General features: G+C 73.0%; 15 protein-coding genes. 6 read left to right on the forward strand and 9 right to left on the reverse strand.

Annotation, left to right across the window (positions count from 1 at the left end; genetic code table 11):
- Positions 1-204 precede the first annotated feature (204 nt).
- Complete coding sequence (locus ABZ272_RS16580; protein ID WP_355050799.1) at positions 205-552, reverse strand: MerR family transcriptional regulator; 348 nt, start codon at positions 550-552, stop codon at positions 205-207.
- A gap of 57 nt (positions 553-609) precedes the next feature.
- Between ABZ272_RS16580 and ABZ272_RS16585 the strand changes: the two genes are divergently transcribed.
- Together ABZ272_RS16585 and ABZ272_RS16590 are read left to right on the forward strand one after the other, a co-directional pair.
- A complete protein-coding gene (locus ABZ272_RS16585) occupies positions 610-1182 on the forward strand; it encodes an NAD(P)H-dependent oxidoreductase (protein ID WP_355050800.1) in 573 nt (190 codons plus the stop codon).
- A gap of 9 nt (positions 1183-1191) precedes the next feature.
- Complete coding sequence (locus ABZ272_RS16590; protein ID WP_355050801.1) at positions 1192-2718, forward strand: DHA2 family efflux MFS transporter permease subunit; 1527 nt, start codon at positions 1192-1194, stop codon at positions 2716-2718.
- Here ABZ272_RS16590 and hemB read toward each other — a convergent pair.
- Genes hemB through ABZ272_RS16615 form a run of 5 tightly spaced genes read right to left on the reverse strand, consistent with a single transcriptional unit; the run spans position 2669 to position 8383 of the window.
- Positions 2669-3652: a porphobilinogen synthase gene (hemB, locus tag ABZ272_RS16595; protein ID WP_355050802.1), complete on the reverse strand. Its 984-nt coding sequence runs from the start codon at positions 3650-3652 to the stop codon at positions 2669-2671. The genes ABZ272_RS16590 and hemB overlap by 50 nt on opposite strands.
- A 24-nt stretch (positions 3653-3676) precedes the next feature.
- A complete protein-coding gene (locus ABZ272_RS16600; protein ID WP_355050803.1) occupies positions 3677-5257 on the reverse strand; it encodes a uroporphyrinogen-III synthase in 1581 nt (526 codons plus the stop codon).
- The gene (hemC, locus tag ABZ272_RS16605; RefSeq protein ID WP_355050804.1) at positions 5254-6222 is read right to left on the reverse strand and encodes a hydroxymethylbilane synthase; all 969 of its coding nucleotides are present in this window, start codon (positions 6220-6222) and stop codon (positions 5254-5256) included. Before hemC ends, ABZ272_RS16600 begins: the two co-directional genes overlap by 4 nt.
- The gene (locus ABZ272_RS16610) at positions 6219-7616 is read right to left on the reverse strand and encodes a glutamyl-tRNA reductase (protein ID WP_355050805.1); all 1398 of its coding nucleotides are present in this window, start codon (positions 7614-7616) and stop codon (positions 6219-6221) included. The genes hemC and ABZ272_RS16610 overlap by 4 nt, the downstream gene beginning before the upstream one ends.
- Positions 7613-8383, reverse strand: coding sequence for a redox-sensing transcriptional repressor Rex (locus tag ABZ272_RS16615; protein WP_355050806.1), 771 nt, complete (start codon positions 8381-8383; stop codon positions 7613-7615). Before ABZ272_RS16615 ends, ABZ272_RS16610 begins: the two co-directional genes overlap by 4 nt.
- Positions 8384-8875: 492 nt before the next feature.
- Here ABZ272_RS16615 and ABZ272_RS16620 point away from each other — a divergent pair, with 492 nt between their 5' ends.
- A complete protein-coding gene (locus ABZ272_RS16620; protein WP_355050807.1) occupies positions 8876-10177 on the forward strand; it encodes a sensor histidine kinase in 1302 nt (433 codons plus the stop codon).
- 41 nt (positions 10178-10218) lie between these two features.
- The gene (locus ABZ272_RS16625) at positions 10219-10872 is read left to right on the forward strand and encodes a response regulator transcription factor (RefSeq protein ID WP_355050808.1); all 654 of its coding nucleotides are present in this window, start codon (positions 10219-10221) and stop codon (positions 10870-10872) included.
- On the opposite strand, the gene ABZ272_RS16630 is transcribed toward ABZ272_RS16625, so the two are convergent.
- From ABZ272_RS16630 to ABZ272_RS16640, 3 genes are read right to left on the reverse strand one after another with little or no spacing between them, the layout of a single operon-like run.
- Positions 10853-11518, reverse strand: coding sequence for an HAD hydrolase-like protein (locus ABZ272_RS16630; protein ID WP_355050809.1), 666 nt, complete (start codon positions 11516-11518; stop codon positions 10853-10855). The two genes, ABZ272_RS16625 and ABZ272_RS16630, sit on opposite strands and share 20 nt — an antisense overlap.
- A gap of 17 nt (positions 11519-11535) precedes the next feature.
- Positions 11536-11790, reverse strand: a complete 255-nt coding sequence (locus ABZ272_RS16635; protein WP_355050810.1) for a glutaredoxin family protein — start codon at positions 11788-11790, stop codon at positions 11536-11538.
- Positions 11780-13411, reverse strand: coding sequence for an AMP-binding protein (locus ABZ272_RS16640; protein WP_355050811.1), 1632 nt, complete (start codon positions 13409-13411; stop codon positions 11780-11782). The genes ABZ272_RS16635 and ABZ272_RS16640 overlap by 11 nt, the downstream gene beginning before the upstream one ends.
- 598 nt (positions 13412-14009) lie before the next feature.
- Between ABZ272_RS16640 and ABZ272_RS16645 the strand changes: the two genes are divergently transcribed.
- Positions 14010-14963 carry an ECF subfamily RNA polymerase sigma factor, BldN family gene (locus ABZ272_RS16645; RefSeq protein ID WP_355050812.1) on the forward strand — a complete coding sequence of 318 codons (954 nt, stop codon included), beginning with the start codon at positions 14010-14012 and terminating at the stop codon, positions 14961-14963.
- A 289-nt stretch (positions 14964-15252) separates the two neighbouring features.
- On the forward strand, positions 15253-16119 hold the full coding sequence (locus ABZ272_RS16650; protein WP_355050813.1) for a DUF5667 domain-containing protein: 867 nt from the start codon (positions 15253-15255) through the stop codon (positions 16117-16119).
- The last annotated feature ends 38 nt before the right edge of the window (positions 16120-16157 follow it).

Here is a 16157-nt window from a genome sequence, read left to right on the forward strand (position 1 = left end):
GGCCTTTGGCCTTGGGCCTTGGGCCTTGGGCCTTGGGCCTTGGGCCTTTGGGGCTTTGGGGCTTGGGGCTTGGGGCTTCTTGGGCCCGCGCCGGCGAGCTGCTCGCCGCCCTCCCCCGGATGGCCGTGGTTGGGCCAGCCGGGGCACCTGCCCTGATCGTCAGGGCACGCGGGCGCAGATCAACGGACTACGGACCGGTCGGGGTCACAGCTCGCAGAGGCGGCGGCCGGAGCCGATGTCGTCAAGCGCCGCGTGCAGGTCGCGGATGCGCCGCTCGGCCTCGGCGGTCAGCCGATCGTGCAGGCCCTGCCAGTCGGCCGGCTGGGGGTCGGGGGGCAGGACCGCGAGCAGGTCGCGGATCTCGTTGACGGTCAGGCCGACGCGCTGGGCCACCCGCGCCACCCTGATCCGACAGGCCGCGTCCCCGTCGAAGCGCCGCTGGTTGCCGCCGGTGCGGGCAGCCGTGATGAGGCCCTGCCGCTCGTAGAACCGCACGGCGGAGCCGCTGACCCCGCTCTCCCGGGCCACCTCGCCGACCGTCAACGCGCCCATCGCCATTCCCCCGCCGCCATTGACTTCATCATTACTTCAAGTCCTAGCGTCCAAGGCATGACTACGCAAGAGGACACCGCACCGACCGTCGCCGTGCTCGTCGGGAGCGTCCGGCAACCTCGGGTGGGCCGCTCGATCGCCGACTGGTTCGTCGCGCACGGGAGCCGCCGCGCGGACCTGGACCTGGACCTCGTCGACCTCGCCGAGGTGGCGCTGCCGTTCGCCGACACCGCTCCCGGCGGCAACTCGACCAGCCCGATCAGTGCCCGCTTGGCCGCCGCCGACGCGTTCGTCGTGGTGACGCCCGAGTACAACCACAGCTTCCCGGCCGCGCTGAAGAACGCCATCGACTGGCACTACCGAGAGTGGGCCCGCAAGCCGGTGGCCTTCGTGTCGTACGGCGCCAGCTCCGGTGGCATCCGCGCGGTGGAGCAGCTCCGGCTTGTCTTCGCCGAGGTGCAGGCCGCCACGACCCGCTCCGGGGTGGTGCTCCGGGCGCCCTGGGAACGGCTCGACGTCGACGGGCGGCTGGTCGACGACGAGCCGCTGCGGCAGGCGGCCGACGCCACGCTCAGCGAGCTGGCCTGGTGGGCCGAGGCGCTGCGCACCGCCCGCCGGGTCCGGCCCTGAGCAGACGACATGGACACGTCTGCGCGACGGCTCGGCTGGTACCTGACCCTGGGTGGCCTGCTCGCGGTGATCGACACCACGGTCACCGTGGTGGCCCTGCCGAGGCTGGTCGACGACCTCGACACCAACCTCACCACGATCGGCTGGGTCACCAGCGGCTACGCGCTCGCCCTGGTCGCGGTGATGCCCACTGCGGCCTGGGCGATCGGTCGCTTCGGTGCCCGCCGCACCTACCTGACCGCGCTGCTGCTGTTCACCGCCGGCTCGGTGTTGGCCGGGGCCGCCTGGAGCGTCGGGTCGCTGATCGCGTTCCGGGTGCTCCAGGGGCTGGGTGGCGGACTGCTCAACCCGGTCGGGATGGCCGTCGCGCTCGCCGCCGTTCCGCCGGGACGGCGCGGACGGATGATGAGCCTGCTCGGTCTTCCGGTACTGGTCGGGCCGCTCATCGGGCCGGTGCTGGGCGGGCTGCTGCTCGATCACGCGTCCTGGCGGTGGATCTTCTGGATCAACCTGCCGGTGGGGCTGGTGGCGATGGTGCTCGGCCGGTCGGTGCTGCCGGTCGCCGATACGCGACGACCATCGGTTCGCCTGGACGCCGTCGGCCTGCTGCTGCTCTGCCCCGGGCTGGCGCTTGCGGTGTACGGGCTCAGCGTCACCGGTGAGCGGGGCGGGACCGGCACGGCATCCGTACTGCTGCCACTCGCGCTCGGCGTCCTGCTGGTGGTCATTTTCGCCGTGCGGGCCGGCCGGGTCCGGCAGCCACTGCTGCGCCTGGCCGTGCTGCGCGCGCCGGGGATGACCCCCGGCGCCGCGACGGTGGCCCTCTTCGCCGCCGGATACTTCGGCTCGTTCCTGATCCTCCCGGCCTACGTGCAGGTGGTACGCGGTGACTCGGCCACCCTGGCCGGGGTGATCGGCATCCCGCAGGCGCTGACCACCGGGCTGACGCTCCAGGTCGCGACCCGGCTCGTCGATCGCGTCTCGGCGCGGCGGGTGGTCGGGTTGGGCATCTGCACCGCCGTGGCCGGCACGGTGGTCCGGGTGCTGGTGCTCGACGCCGACACGTCGTACCCATTGCTGGCCGCGCTGGGCGCGGTCATCGGCCTGGGCATGGGTGCCACGCTGATGCCGACGATGACGGCGGCCAGCCGTTCGCTTCCGCCCGACGACGTGCCGTCCGGCTCCACCCTGCTCACCACGGTGTCACACACCTCGGTCGCGGCTGGCACGGCGCTGATCGCCGCCGTCCTGTCCTTCCTCACGGACCGGGTGGCCCCGAGCCTGGGCGGCGGGGGCATCACGGCGGCCGGCCGGCTCGACCCGGCCGGACGCCTCGACCTCGCGCCGGAGCTGGCGCAGGCCACCCGGCTCGCGCTGGCGGTCTCGGCCGTGCTGTTGGCGCTCGCCTGGCTGACCAGCCGGCGACTTCCGACCACCGTCGCGGGTGCCGACGAGCCGGTTGGCCCGGGCGAAGCCGGGGAGCCGCTCAGTAACGCTGGCGGAGCAGACCGGCGGCCTCGACCGCCCAGTAGGTGAGGATGATCTGCGCGCCGGCCCGCTTGATCGAGGTGAGCGTCTCCATCATCACCCGTTCCCGATCGATCCAGCCGTTCGCGGCGGCGGCCTCGACCATCGCGTACTCGCCGGAGACCTGGTAGGCGGCGACCGGGACGTCCACCGCGGCCCGGACCGCCGACACCACGTCGAGGTAGGGCAGCGCCGGCTTGACCATCACCATGTCGGCGCCCTCGGCGACGTCGAGTGCCACCTCGCGCAGGGACTCGCGCACGTTCGCCGGGTCCTGCTGGTAGCTGCGCCGGTCACCCTCCAGCGCCGACTCCACGGCGTCGCGGAACGGGCCGAAGAACGCCGAGGCGTACTTCACGGCGTACGCCAGCACCGCCACGTCCTGGTACCCGGCGGCGTCGAGCGCCCGGCGTACCACCCCGACCTGGCCGTCCATCATCCCGGACGGCCCGACCACGTCGACCCCGGCGGCGGCCTGGGCCACCGCCATCTCGGCGTAGGCGGCCAGGGTGGCGTCGTTGTCGACGTCGCCGTCGGGGGCGAGCACCCCGCAGTGGCCGTGCGAGGTGAACTCGTCCAGGCACAGGTCACTCATCACGACGGTGGCGTCACCGACCTCGGCCACCACGTCGCGGATGGCGACGTTCAGGATGCCGTTCGGGTCGATGCCGCCGGACCCGGTGGGGTCCCGCTGCTCGGGGACCCCGAAGAGCATGATCCCGCCGACGCCGGCCTGCACGGCCTCGGCCGCCGCCTTGCGCAGCGAGTCCCGGGAGTGCTGAAGCACCCCCGGGAGCGACGCGATCGCCCGTGGCTCGGTCAACCCTTCCTTGACGAACATCGGCACGACCAACTCGGCCGGGTCGACCCGGGTCTCCGACACCAGGCGGCGGATCGCGGGTGTGCGGCGCAGACGGCGGGGCCGGATCTCGGGGTACGACATGGAAGGGTCCTCCTGAAACGACGACTACCGGAAGCGCAGGGCGGTCGGCCCCTGCACCTTCGAGCCGCGGCGCTGCTTGGCCGGCATGGCGGCCAGCTTCTCGCGCAACTCGACGGCGTAGGCGGCGAGCGCCTCCACCAGGTCGGGCACCGAGGCGTGCGGTGGCTGGACGTCGACCCGAAGGCCGAACTCCGTCGCGGTCTCCGCCGTCTTGGGCCCGATCACGGCAACAACCGTGCGCGCGTGCGGCTTCCCGGCGATGCCGACGAGGTTCCGCACGGTCGAAGAAGACGTGAAGAGCACCGCGTCGAACCCGCCCGACTTGATCGCGTCCCGGATCTCGGCCGGCGGCGGCGCGGCCCGTACCGTCCGGTACGCGGTCACGTCGTCGACCTCCCAGCCGCGCTCGGTGAGCCCGGCGGCGAGCGTCTCGGTGGCGATGTCGGCGCGCGGTAGCAGCACCCGGCCGACCGGGTCAAGAATCTCGTCGTGCGGCGAGAACTCGGCCAGCAGCCCTTCGGAGGACTGCTCCCCGGCGGGGATCAGCTCCGGCTGGATACCGAACGCGCGCACCGCGTCAGCGGTCGCCTCGCCGATACAGGCGATCTTGACGCCGCCGAAGTGCCGGGCGTCCAGGCCGTGCTCGGCGAACTTCTCCCAGACCGCACGGACCGCGTTCACCGAAGTGAAGATCACCCAGGCGTACCGGCCGTCGACCAGGCCCTTGACCGCCCGCTCCATCTGCGCCGGGGTACGCGGCGGCTCGACCGCGATGGTCGGCACCTCGCACGGGATCGCCCCGTACGCGCGCAGCCGTGCGCTCATCACGCCGGCCTGCTCCTTGGTGCGGGGAACCAGCACCTTCCAGCCGTACAGCGGGCGGTTCTCCCACCAGCTCAGCTTGTCACGCTGCCCCACCCCGACACCGACGGTGAGCACCACCCGGCCGGTGAAGCCGAGCGCGGCGGCCACGAAGCTGTCCACGGTCGACGTGGTCGTGTACTGGGTCTCGCCGGTGCCGTCGCCGGTGACCGCGACACCGGTGGTGCCGTCGACCCCGGCGGCCAGCAGCCCGTCCCGGACGGCGGCGAGGTCACCGGCGTCCACCGCGAGCGCGAGCGAACCCCGGCCGACGGCGGCGGCCAGCGCCTCGAAGTCCAGCGCGCTGACGTCCTCGACGTCGGCGGCGGTACGCACACCCGGCAGCGGGACGCCCGCGTAGGTGGCCACACCCTCGGCCTGACCGACACCGGGCACCACCTCGAAGTGGGCGGCGGTACGGGCGACGGCCTGCACCTCCTTGACCACCGAGTCGTGGCCGAACGGGTCGCCGGCGACCAGGTGCACCGCGTTCAGCCCGGACCGGGCCGCGGAGATCAGCACCTTCGCCACGTCCCCCGGGGCGCCTTCGGCCGGGGTGAACTCGGCGTCGTCCCTGGCCTCGGCGCGCACGGCGGCGAGCAGCGACTCCGGGACTCCCCGGTCGTAGATCACCTGGTCGGCGTCGACCAGGGCGTCGTGCGCCCGGCGGGTCAGCAGACCTGGGTCGCCGGGGCCCGCCCCGACGAACGCGATACGGCCGACGGGCTTACGGGTGCGGGTCATTCTGTGCTCCCAAATTGCTGGGTCCCCGGGCCGGTGTGTCCTTCGTGGCCGAGGATCGAGTCGGCGCCGAGTTCGAGGAGTTCGGCGGCGAGTGCCTTACCGATCTCCGCAGCGTCGGCGGGCGTTCCGGTGCGGGACAGCCGGAGGTCACGAGTGCCGTCCGGACTGATCACCGCCCCGCGCAGGTAGATCTCGTCACCGTTCTCGCCCTCGGCGAGTTCGGCGTAGGCGGCGACGGGTGCGCTGCACCCGGCCTCCAGGGTGGCCAGCAGCGCGCGCTCCGCGATGACCGCGGCGTGCGACGGTGCGTGGTCGAGCGTTCCGAGCAGCTCGACCAGGTCCTGGTCGTCGACCCGGCACTCCACGGCCAGCGCGCCCTGGGCGGGCGCGGGCAGCATCAGCATCGGGTCCAGCGTCTCGGTGATCACGTCGGCCCGGCCGATCCGGGCCAACCCGGCCCGGGCCAGGACGACCGCGTCGAGGTCGGCATCGGGGCCGAGCACCCGCGCCAGGCGGGTGTCGATGTTGCCGCGGATCGGGGTGACCTCCAGTTGCAGGCCGAGCGCGTGCAACTGGGCGATACGGCGCAGCGCGCCGGTGCCCACGGTGGCACCGGGCGGCAGTTCGGCGAGCGTCTGGCCACCGCGGGCGATCAGCGCGTCGCGCGGATCCTGCCGGGGTGGCACCGCCGCGATGTGCAGCCCGCCGGCGGCGGCTGTGGGCAGGTCCTTGTACGAGTGCACGGCGAAGTCGATCGTCCCGGCGGTCAGCGCGTCGCGCAGCGCGGAGACGAACACTCCGACGCCGAGCCGGTGCACCGGCGCGCTGGAACGGTCGCCGGCGGTGACCACCTCGACCAGCTCGACCGGGCGCCCGGTGGCGGCGGTCACCGCCTCGGCGACGTGGCCGGACTGGGCCAGGGCCAGGGTGCTGCCCCGAGTGCCGAGGCGCAGGGGGGCGGTCATCGCGCACCTCCGGTGGGCGGGACGGGATCGGTGGCGTCCGGACCGGACGCCGGGTCGCCGTCCGCGGACGGCATGCCGATCTCGGGGCTCAGCACGTCGGGGACGGTGTCGACCGGCGAGGTCTGCGGCACCTGAAGGTCGAACAGCTCACGCAGCAGGGCGGCGTACTGGTCGCCACCGGGCTCGGCGGCGAGCTGGCGGACCTTGACGGTGGGCTGGTGCAGCAGCCGCTGAACCACGCGGTGCACCGTACGGGCCACCTCGGCACGCAGGTCGTCGCCGAGGTCGGGACGGCGCTGGGCCAGGCGACGCAGCTCGGTGGCGACGACGTCGTCGGCGCGCCCCCGCAGCGCCGCCACGGTGGGCGCCACGTCGGCGCCGCGCAGCCAGGTGAGGAAGCTCTCCACCTCGCCGGTCACGATTCCTTCGACGGCGGCGGCGTCCGCCGCGGCCGGACCGTCGGCGAGCAGTGCGGCCATCCGGTCGATGTCGATCACCTCGACGCCGGCCAGGTCGGCGACGCCCTCCTCGACGTCGCGCGGAACGGCCAGGTCGAGCAGGACCAGCGGGCCCCGGGACGGGTCGCGCTCGGCGAGCGCGGCCTCGACGACCGTCCGGGTGAGGACCGGTTCGGTGGACGCGGTGGCGGCCACTACGATGTCCACTGTGGAGAGCGTGGCGGCCAGCTCGGTCATCGGCGCGGCGCTCGCGCCGTACGACTCGGCGAGCCGGACGGCCCGGTCGATGCCCCGGTTGGTGACCGTGAGCGGCCCGGCGCCCAGCCGGGACAGCGTGGCCACCCCGAGCGAGCCCATCGCACCGGCCCCGATCACCAGTGCCGGGTGGCCGGCGAGGTCACCGTCGAGGTACCCGGCCGCCAACTCCAGCGCGGCGGTGACGACGCTCTGGCCGGCCCGGTCGATGCCGGTCTCGGCGTGGGCCCGCTTGCCGACGCGCAGCGCCTGCTGCATCAGCTCGTGCAGCAGCCGACCGGCCGAGTCGGTGCCGGTGGCCCAGTGGTACGCGTCGCGCAACTGGCCGAGGATCTGCGCCTCGCCCACGACCATGGAGTCCAGCCCCGTGGCGACGCGGAAGACGTGGTCCACGGCGGCGGTGTCGTAGTGCACGTACAGGTGGTTGGCGAGCGCCGCCGGGGTGCTGCCGGCCTGCTCGCCCAGGACGGCGCAGATGTCGCCGAGCCCACCGTGGAAACCGGACACGGCGGCGTACACCTCCACCCGGTTGCAGGTGGAGACGAGCACCGCCTCGCTCACGTACGGCTGAGCGACCAGGCGGTCCAGGGTGCGGGTGAGGTCGGCGGGGGGCACGGCCAGCTGCTCCAGCGTGGCGACCGGGGCGGTCCGGTAGGACGCGCCGACGACGAGCAGTTTCACGTGCCGATCGCCTCCTGGGTGTCGGTGGCCGCGAGACCGCCGGGCAGGGCGGTGAGAGCGGACCCGCCGGTGGCGGGCAGCGCGGTCAGCGACGCCTTACGGTGCTCGTGGAAGGACAGAATCTGCAGCTCGATGGCGAGGTCGACCTTGCGTACGTCGACCCCCTCCGGAACAGAGAGTACGCAGGGCGCGAAGTTGAGGATGCTCGTCACGCCGACCGCGACCAGCTGATCGGCGACCCGCTGGGCGGCGGGGGCGGGGGTGGCGATCACGCCGATCGCGATGGACTCCTGGGCAGCGACCGCGGGCAGGTCGTCGACATGGCGGACCACCAGCCCGTTGATCTCCTCGCCGACCCGGGAGGGATCGGCGTCGAACAGTGCGGCGATCCGGAAGCCCCGGCTGGCGAACCCGTCGTAGCCGGCCAGAGCGTGACCGAGATTACCCACGCCGACCAGGGCGACAGCGCGACGCTGTGTGAGCCCGAGCACGTACTCGATCTGCTCGATCAGCAACGCGACGTCGTAGCCGACGCCCCGGGTGCCGTACGAACCGAGGTGCGAGAGGTCCTTGCGGAGCTTCGCGGAGTTGACTCCGGCGGACGCCGAGAGACCCTCACTGGAGATCGTTTCGTGGCCGGCGTCGGCGAGGTTGTGCAGCGCGCGCAGGTATTCCGGGAGCCGAGCGACGGTCGCCTCGGGAAGGTCCGGAAGCGCCGGTACGGCACCGGCGCGGCCGGGCACACCTGGCTGACGGTGCTGACTCATGAGACTCCGTGCGGTGCGATCCTCGGCCAACTCTGCTGGTCGGCCGCTTATGGACTCCCGCTGGCGACCGTGGTTGCCGGCTGTGCTAGCAGGGCGCGTCGGAACTACAGAGTAGGCGCTTGTGAAGACGTGCACAAATCGCGATCTTGCCGCTCCAGCACGCGACCCCACCCGCCCCTCCATTCCGCAAGATCGATTAAGCGTTCACCGCCTGCGCGATTATTGCTCAATCCCGACTTCTCTGACCAATCCCGCGCCACCCACCCCCAGCCCCACCCCCGCCCCCCACCCCCGCCCCCGACCTCGCGATCTTGCACTTTCTGTCGTTCCATAACGCCCACTGCTACGCAAATCATCAACAGCAACTGCAAGATCGGCGCGGGAATGGGCGTGACGGTGGGAGAGGAAGGACGGGGGGTGGGGGCAGCACTACCGGGGAGAGACCAGGCTTCGGGATGGGGGGCGGGGCGGCGGCTGCCTAGCCTTTGAGCCATGACCGCCCTTGCCGCCACCAGCGACCGGCAGCCGCTGGCACGGAGCATCCCCCGCCAACTCTTCGTCGACTCCGGGTACGTGCTTCTCGGCCTGCCACTGGCAGTGGCCAGCTTCGTCGTCCTCATCGTCGGCCTCTCGGCAGGCCTCGGCCTGATGGTCACCGTGATCGGCCTGCCGATCCTCAGCGGCACGCTGTACGCCGCACGCGGCCTGGCCGACGTCGAGCGGCTGCGGCTGCCCGCCGTACTCCGGCAGCCCCGGATCCGACCGCGCTACCGGCTGCCGGAGGCGGGCGCGAACGCCTGGCGGCGGATCTTCCTGCCGATGCGCGACGCGCAGTCCTGGCTCGACCTGGCGCACGGAATCCTGCGGTTGATCGTGGCCCTGGCCACCTTCGTGGTCACCGTCGGCTGGTGGGTCGTCGCCGTCGCCAACTCCCTCTACTGGGCGTACGACTGGGCCCTGCCCCGCCCGTCCGACGGCGACCAGGACCTGCCGCAACTCCTCGGCCTGGGTGACTCGACCACCGCCCGGATCGGGCTGAACACCGCGGTCGGCGTGTTCTTCCTGATCACCCTGCCGATCGTGGTGCGGGGCTGCGCGCTGCTCCAGGCCAGCTTCGCCCGGGCCCTGCTGACCGGTGTGGCCGAGATGCGGGACCGGATCACCGTGCTGGAGGAGCAGAAGCGGGCGGCGGTGTCCGCCGAGGCGTCCGCGCTGCGCCGGCTGGAACGTGACATCCACGACGGCCCGCAGCAGCGCCTGGTCCGACTCGCGATGGACCTGAGCCGGGCCCGGATGCAGCTCGCCTCCGACCCGGAGGAGGCCGGCCGGACCATCGACGAGGCGGTGACCCAGACCCGGGAAACACTTGCCGAGTTGCGGGCGCTGTCGCGCGGCATCGCCCCACCGATCCTGGTCGACCGGGGTCTGCCCAGCGCGCTCGCCGCGCTCGCCGGTCGCGGGCTCATCCCCATCGAGCTCCAGGTCGACAAGCAGTTGGGCACGCGGGACGGCCGACTCGACCCGGCGGTGGAGAACACCGCGTACTTCGTGGTGGCCGAGGCGCTGACCAACATCGCCAAGCACAGTCGGGCCACCGAGGCCACGGTCGCCGTGGCCCGCCAGGGCACCCACCTCCAGGTTCGGGTGGGCGACGACGGGCAGGGTGGCGCGCACCTGGCCAAGGGGCACGGGCTGGCCGGTATCGCCGACCGGGTGCGGGCGGCCGGCGGTGAGCTGACCGTGGTCAGCCCGAACGGCGGCCCCACCGAGATCCGCGCCGACCTGCCGCTGTGAACCACCACGATGGCGGTCCCGACGTGGTAGACACCACAGCCATGCGCATCGTGATCGCTGACGACGCCGTCCTGCTCCGGGAGGGGCTGGTACGGCTGCTGACCGAGAGCGGGCACCAGGTGGTGGCCGCCGTCGGGGACGGCGACGCGCTCGTCGAGGCGGTGGTCGAGCACCGGCCCGACGTGTCGATCGTCGACGTCCGGATGCCACCGACCCACACCGACGAGGGGTTGCGGGCGGCGGTGCGGGCACGCCAACTGGTGCCGCGTACGCCGATCCTGGTGCTCTCCCAGTACGTCGAGGTGTCGTACGCCGATGATCTGCTCGCCACCACCGGCGGCGCCGGCGGCGGGATCGGCTACCTGCTCAAGGACCGGGTGGCGGCGATCGACGAGTTCCTGGACGCGCTGCGCCGGGTGGCGGCCGGCGGCACGGTGCTCGACCCGGAGGTGGTCGGCCAGCTCTTCGCCCGACGCCGCCGCGACGACCCGCTGCGCGAGTTGACCCCGCGTGAGCGGGAGGTGCTCGCGTTGATGGCCGAGGGTCGGTCGAACACGGCCATCGCCCGCGCCCTGGTGGTCAGCGACGGCGCGGTGGAGAAGCACGTCCGCAACATCTTCACCAAGCTCACCCTCCCGCCGGACACCGAGCAGCATCGGCGGGTGCTGGCCGTCCTCACCTACCTGCGGAACTGACCACCCGGGCGGCCAGGGCCACCGCGTCGGTGAGGGTGTCGGCCACCGGGTGACCGGAGTCGCGCAGCCGGGCCGGGTCGGTGAACCCGCCGGTGTAGAGCACCGCGCGGCCGCCGACCGTGAGGGCCGCGTCCGCGTCGTCGATGGAGTCACCGATGAGTACGACCGCGCTGCCGTCCACGCCCAGCTCGGCCAGGTGCTGCCGCAGCGACTCGGCCTTGCGGTCGCCGCCGACCGTCGCCCGCAGTCCGTCGACGCGGGTGAAGTGGCCGGTCAGCCCGTACGTGTGCACCGTGGGCACCAGCTCCTCGTGGAACCACATGGAGAGCAGGCTCTGACTGCCGCCCCAGGCGGCCATCGCGGTCCGCGCGTCGGCCGCCAGCTCGCAGGTGGTCAGCCCGTCGCGGTACGCGTCGTGGAAGATCCGGTCCAGCCGACCGAACGCCTCGTCGTCCACGGCCTGCCCGAGCACCTCGGCGTAGTAGTCGGCGATCGGCCGACGGAAGCGCGTCCGGTGCTCGTCGGAGGTGACGGTCGGCCCGCCCACGCTGGCGAAGGCGGCGTTGGTGGCGGCCACCACCAGGCTGAGGTCGTTGAGCAGGGTGCCGTTCCAGTCCCAGACCAGGTGGGGGTGCGCAGGGGTCATCCGAGCACCCTAGGCCCTCAGAGTTGGGGCGTGGTCAGGTCCCGCAGCAGCCGGTCCTCCTCCACCCGCCAGTAGCCGTGCTCCTTGCCGTCGAGCATCACCACCGGCAGCCGGTCCCCGTACTCCCGTTCCAGCTCCTCGTCGCCGGTGACGTCCCACTCGACCCACTTGTCGCCGGTGACCGCCACCACCCGGTCGAGCGCGGCCTTGGCGTCGTCGCACAGGTGGCAGCCGGGTCGGGTGATCAGGGCGAGCCGGGCGTCAGTGGCCATCGGGTACCTCCGTGCGGGCGTCGTCGGCGGATGCGGGCGATCCGGCCGGGGTCGCCGACCGGAGCTGGGTCTTTCGTACCTTGCCGATCGCCGAGTGGGGCAGTGCGTCGACGAACTCGACGGCGGTCGGGCACTTGAACCGGGCCAGGTTCCGTGCGCAGTGTGCGAGCAACTCCTCGCCGCTGACCGGCCGCCCCGGCGCCGGCACCACGTACGCCCGCACAGTCTCGCCGGTTCGCGGGTGCGGCACACCCAGTACCGCCGACTCGGCCACCCCGGGGTGCCCGGCGAGCACCAACTCGACCTCGTGCGGATAGACGTTGAAGCCGTTGACCAGGATCAGATCGCCGACTCGGTCCACCAGGTGCAGGTCGCCCTCGGAGTCGGCGTACGCGATGTCGCCGGTGCCCCACCAGCCGTCGGCGTCCGGACCGTCGCGGCCGTCCGGCCAGTAGCCGTCGAAGAGGTTGGGGCCGCGTACGACGATCTGCCCCGGGTCGGTGCCGGGAGCGACGTCGGAGATGTCCAACTCGTCCGTGTCGTCGTCCGGGACGGCCTGGCCGTCGCGCCACAGGTCCACCGAGTCCGGCCCGACCAGGCGCAACTGGACGCCGGGCAGCGGTCGGCCGATCGAGCCGGCCTTGGCCACCTTGCCGACCAGGGTGGAGGTGAGCACCGGCGCGGTCTCGGTGAGGCCGTAGCCGACGTGCACCGGGTGGCCGGTCGCCGCGGTGAAGCGCGCCGCGACCGCCGGTTCCAGGGGCGCCGCGCCGCACACCGCCACCCGTACCGACGCGGTCGCCGCGCGGACCGGGTCGGCGTCCACCCAGGCCAGGAACATCGACGGTACGCCGACCAGCACGCTGACCCGGTGCCGGGCGATCTCGGCGAGTCCCGCCGTCGGGTCCGGCTCGTCGAGCAGCACGCCGGCGGCACCATGGTGGACGACGGCGCCGAGCCCCGCATTGAGCCCGTACGCGTGGAACAGCGGCAGGGCCAGCAGCACCGTGTCGTCCGGGCCGACCACCGGCGGCTCGATGGCGTCGACCTGGTCGTGATTGGCCAGCAGCGCACCGTGGGAGAGCATCGCGCCCTTCGGACGGCCGGCGGTGCCCGACGTATAGAGCAGTACGGCGAGGTCGTCCCCGCCGCGGCGGGCCCGGGGACGCGGCCCGGGCTGCCCGGCGGTCGGCGGGGTGTCGTGCACGGCGGTGAGCGCCGGCAGATCGGCGGCCACCTCGGCGACCAGGCTGCGGACCCGCTCGGTGCCGATCAGCAGCGACGCGCCGGAATCGGCCAGCACGTGTCGCAGCTCCGGGGCGGTGAAGCCCGGGTTGACCGGCACCGCGACCAGCCCGGCCCGCAGCGCGCCGAGCCACCCCACCACGAAGTCGGGGGTGTTGGGCAACGCGATCGCCACCCGGGGCGGCGTGTCGCCCGGCTCGGTGGCCGGAACGGCGGAAGCCAGGCCGTACGCGGCGGCGGTCACGGCGGCGTCCAGTTCGGACCAGCTCACCCGCTGATCCCGCCAGTGCAGCGCGGGCCGGTCACCGTGTTCGAGAGCCGCCCGGCGGACGCGGTCGGCGAGGTTCGGCGGCGCATCTGCCGGGAAGTCCTGCACGGTCGTCGAGTCTGGCACAGCGGCGGTCGACTGGCCACGCTCGACGGCCCCTCGACGAGGGCGGCGCACGGGCCGGCCGAGGGTCGCAAATCGTCCCGTCAACGGGACGCTCACCGTGCCACCGACGCGCCGATCCAGTCCGGCTGATGGGACGAGCGACGCGCCCGGTCGACGGTTCGGCCGAGCCGGTCCGGCGGGTGGCGGGTGCCGCTCACCTGATCGGCCAATGTGCTGTCCGACCTGCGGATCCATCCTGGAACACCGGGTCGGTCGAAAGTCAAACGCACACGACGGACAACTGGTCCGCCGCCGGTGCGACACAGCGGGAAATACTTCCGCCTTGTGTAACGGACTTGCCACGCGCGGGTGACGTTGGCCCTATTATCACTCGGGTCGGCTCACCCCATTTGCCGTGAGTCGACACCCCTCAGCCCGAGGAGGCCCCCGTGCCTGTGAGCGCATTGGACCAGCACCTCAAGGGGAACTGCCGCCCGTCGGCACACCCCGGAACAGTCCTGCCCGACCGGCTGCCCGGTCGGTCCGCACCGACGACCCGCAAACCGGCCCGTCCGGCCACCAAGGGGACGGGGGCGGCGCGATGACCACCTTTGGATACGCGGAACGCCCCGTCGGCCTGACCGGCCAGACGCCCCGCTCGCAGGTCAACGAACGGCCGGCAACCCGCGCGCCGCTGGGCGACCCGCACGCCGCGCCGCGTGGCGAGAGCCCCGCGCAGCGGACCCGCAACCGCCCGCACACCAACGAGCCTCCGCCGAGACCGGCGGTCCCCGGTGGCAACGCGATGCCGACCGGCGGTCGGGTCGCCGCGCCGACCCGACCGACCATGCCGTCGCAGGGACGCCGGGCCGGCGACGCCCCGGCTCCGGCCACCGACCCGGCGGCCGGCGAGACAGCGGTGATCCCGGCGGTTCCGGCCGCCACGCCGACCACGCCGACCGGCTTTCCAAGCCGCCCGGACCCGTCCGACCCGGCCACCGAGGTCTGGACGCTTGTCGAGCGGGCGCAGGCCGGTGAGTCAGCGGCGTTCGGTCTCATCTACGACAGGTACGTGGACACCGTCTTCCGGTTCGTCTACTTCCGGGTCGGCAACCGTCAGCTCGCCGAGGACCTGACGTCGGACACGTTCCTGCGTGCCCTCAAGCGAATCGGGAGCTTCACCTGGCAGGGCCGCGACCTCGGCGCCTGGCTGGTGACCATCGCCCGCAACCTCGTCGCGGACCACTTCAAGTCCGGCCGGTACCGGCTGGAGGTCACCACGGGCGACGTGCTCGACGCCGACCGCGAGGATCGCGGCCCCGAGGGCAGCCCGGAAGCGGCGGTGGTCGAACACATCACCAATGTCGCCCTGCTCACGGCCGTCAAACAGCTCAACCCGGAACAGCAGGAGTGCATCGTGCTCCGGTTCCTACAGGGCTTCTCGGTGGCCGAGACGGCCCGCGCCATGGGCAAGAACGAGGGTGCCATCAAGGCTCTGCAGTACCGGGCCGTCCGTGCGCTGGCACGACTGCTGCCCGACGGTTTCCAACCGTGATTCGCTAGCCGCCCCGACGAGCGTCGATCACTGTCTGCGCAGCTCAGGGCGGGTCTCACTCGGTGATGCCGATCACTTTCTGTGATTTCCGCTCCGCCCGGCCCGTAACCCGTGCCCGGCCCGCCGCGTTTCTCCGGGTGCGACCGGTGGACGTCCCGGCAGGGCCGGGGCACCGAGGTCCGCCCGGCAGTCCGGACGGCGCCTCACCTCCGTGGTGTCACAAACGCCGCCCGGTCGCCGTAAACCACGGCGGCCGACCGGCCGTGACCAGCGAGAGGAGGTGCCTGCGGTGGACAACGACCTCTTCTCCCGCCGGCGTGCCGAGCGCTTCGCGCAACTTCTCGACGAGGCCAACGGCGGCCGGCGGCACCACGTGCGGTCCCGGGTGGACAGCCAGCTGGCGCCGCTCGTCGCGGTGGGCCAGCGGATCAGCGCCGATCCTCCGACCGTCGAGGTTGATCCCGACTTCCGCACCGGCCTGCGGGCGATGCTGCTCGCCACCGCCGAGCGCGAGGGGATCGGCACGACCCCGGCGACCGCCGAGCCGGCCGCCACCACGAGCCGTGGCTCGCTGCTGCCGGCGGTCACCGCCCGGCGGGCCCGTGCCCGGGGAGCGATCCTGGTGGGCATCGCCGCCGGCGCCATCGCCGTCTCCGGCATCTCCGCCGCCAGCGAGAACGCCGTTCCCGGCGACGCGCTCTACGGGATGAAGCGCTCCACCGAGCGAGCGCAACTCGCCCTGGCCAGCTCGGACATCAGCCGTGGCCAGCTCTTCCTGGACTTCGCCCGGACCCGGCTCGGCGAGGCGGCCGAGCTGCGCGGCGACCGCATCGGCTACAGCGCCGTCCTCGACGACATGGACGCCGACACCCGGCAGGGCACCCGCCTGCTCACCGCCGCCGCCGTGCAGCGCGCCGAGCCGGCCAGTCTCGACGCCGTCAACACGTTCGTCGCCAGCCAGCGACGGGCGGTGAGCAACCTGCTCGACGGCGCCGGCCGGGCCGACCGGGAACGGACCCGGCGGTCGCTGGCCCTGCTGGACAGCATCCGGGAGCGGTCGGACGCGGTACGCGCCGCCATCGCGTGCGGCCTGCCGGCGCCGACCGGCAGCGACACCCTCGGCCCCACCCCGAGCACCTGCCCCGGCGCACGCTGACCCCACGGCGAGACCCGGCCTGCTGGCCCGCACCGCGA

The sequence above is a fragment of the Micromonospora sp. NPDC005979 genome (assembly GCF_040614415.1).
In the GTDB taxonomy this organism is placed as follows: domain Bacteria; phylum Actinomycetota; class Actinomycetes; order Mycobacteriales; family Micromonosporaceae; genus Micromonospora.

What these genes read in the sequence shown, in the direction of transcription:
- ABZ272_RS16580 (WP_355050799.1), bottom strand. Translation starts at nt 552, where the DNA reads ATGGGCGCGTTGACGGTCGGCGAGGTGGCCCGGGAGAGCGGGGTCAGC.
- ABZ272_RS16585 (WP_355050800.1), top strand. Translation starts at nt 610, where the DNA reads ATGACTACGCAAGAGGACACCGCACCGACCGTCGCCGTGCTCGTCGGG.
- ABZ272_RS16590 (WP_355050801.1), top strand. Translation starts at nt 1,192, where the DNA reads ATGGACACGTCTGCGCGACGGCTCGGCTGGTACCTGACCCTGGGTGGC.
- hemB (WP_355050802.1), bottom strand. Translation starts at nt 3,652, where the DNA reads ATGTCGTACCCCGAGATCCGGCCCCGCCGTCTGCGCCGCACACCCGCG.
- ABZ272_RS16600 (WP_355050803.1), bottom strand. Translation starts at nt 5,257, where the DNA reads ATGACCCGCACCCGTAAGCCCGTCGGCCGTATCGCGTTCGTCGGGGCG.
- hemC (WP_355050804.1), bottom strand. Translation starts at nt 6,222, where the DNA reads ATGACCGCCCCCCTGCGCCTCGGCACTCGGGGCAGCACCCTGGCCCTG.
- ABZ272_RS16615 (WP_355050806.1), bottom strand. Translation starts at nt 8,383, where the DNA reads ATGAGTCAGCACCGTCAGCCAGGTGTGCCCGGCCGCGCCGGTGCCGTA.
- ABZ272_RS16620 (WP_355050807.1), top strand. Translation starts at nt 8,876, where the DNA reads ATGACCGCCCTTGCCGCCACCAGCGACCGGCAGCCGCTGGCACGGAGC.
- ABZ272_RS16625 (WP_355050808.1), top strand. Translation starts at nt 10,219, where the DNA reads ATGCGCATCGTGATCGCTGACGACGCCGTCCTGCTCCGGGAGGGGCTG.
- ABZ272_RS16630 (WP_355050809.1), bottom strand. Translation starts at nt 11,518, where the DNA reads ATGACCCCTGCGCACCCCCACCTGGTCTGGGACTGGAACGGCACCCTG.
- ABZ272_RS16635 (WP_355050810.1), bottom strand. Translation starts at nt 11,790, where the DNA reads ATGGCCACTGACGCCCGGCTCGCCCTGATCACCCGACCCGGCTGCCAC.
- ABZ272_RS16645 (WP_355050812.1), top strand. Translation starts at nt 14,010, where the DNA reads ATGACCACCTTTGGATACGCGGAACGCCCCGTCGGCCTGACCGGCCAG.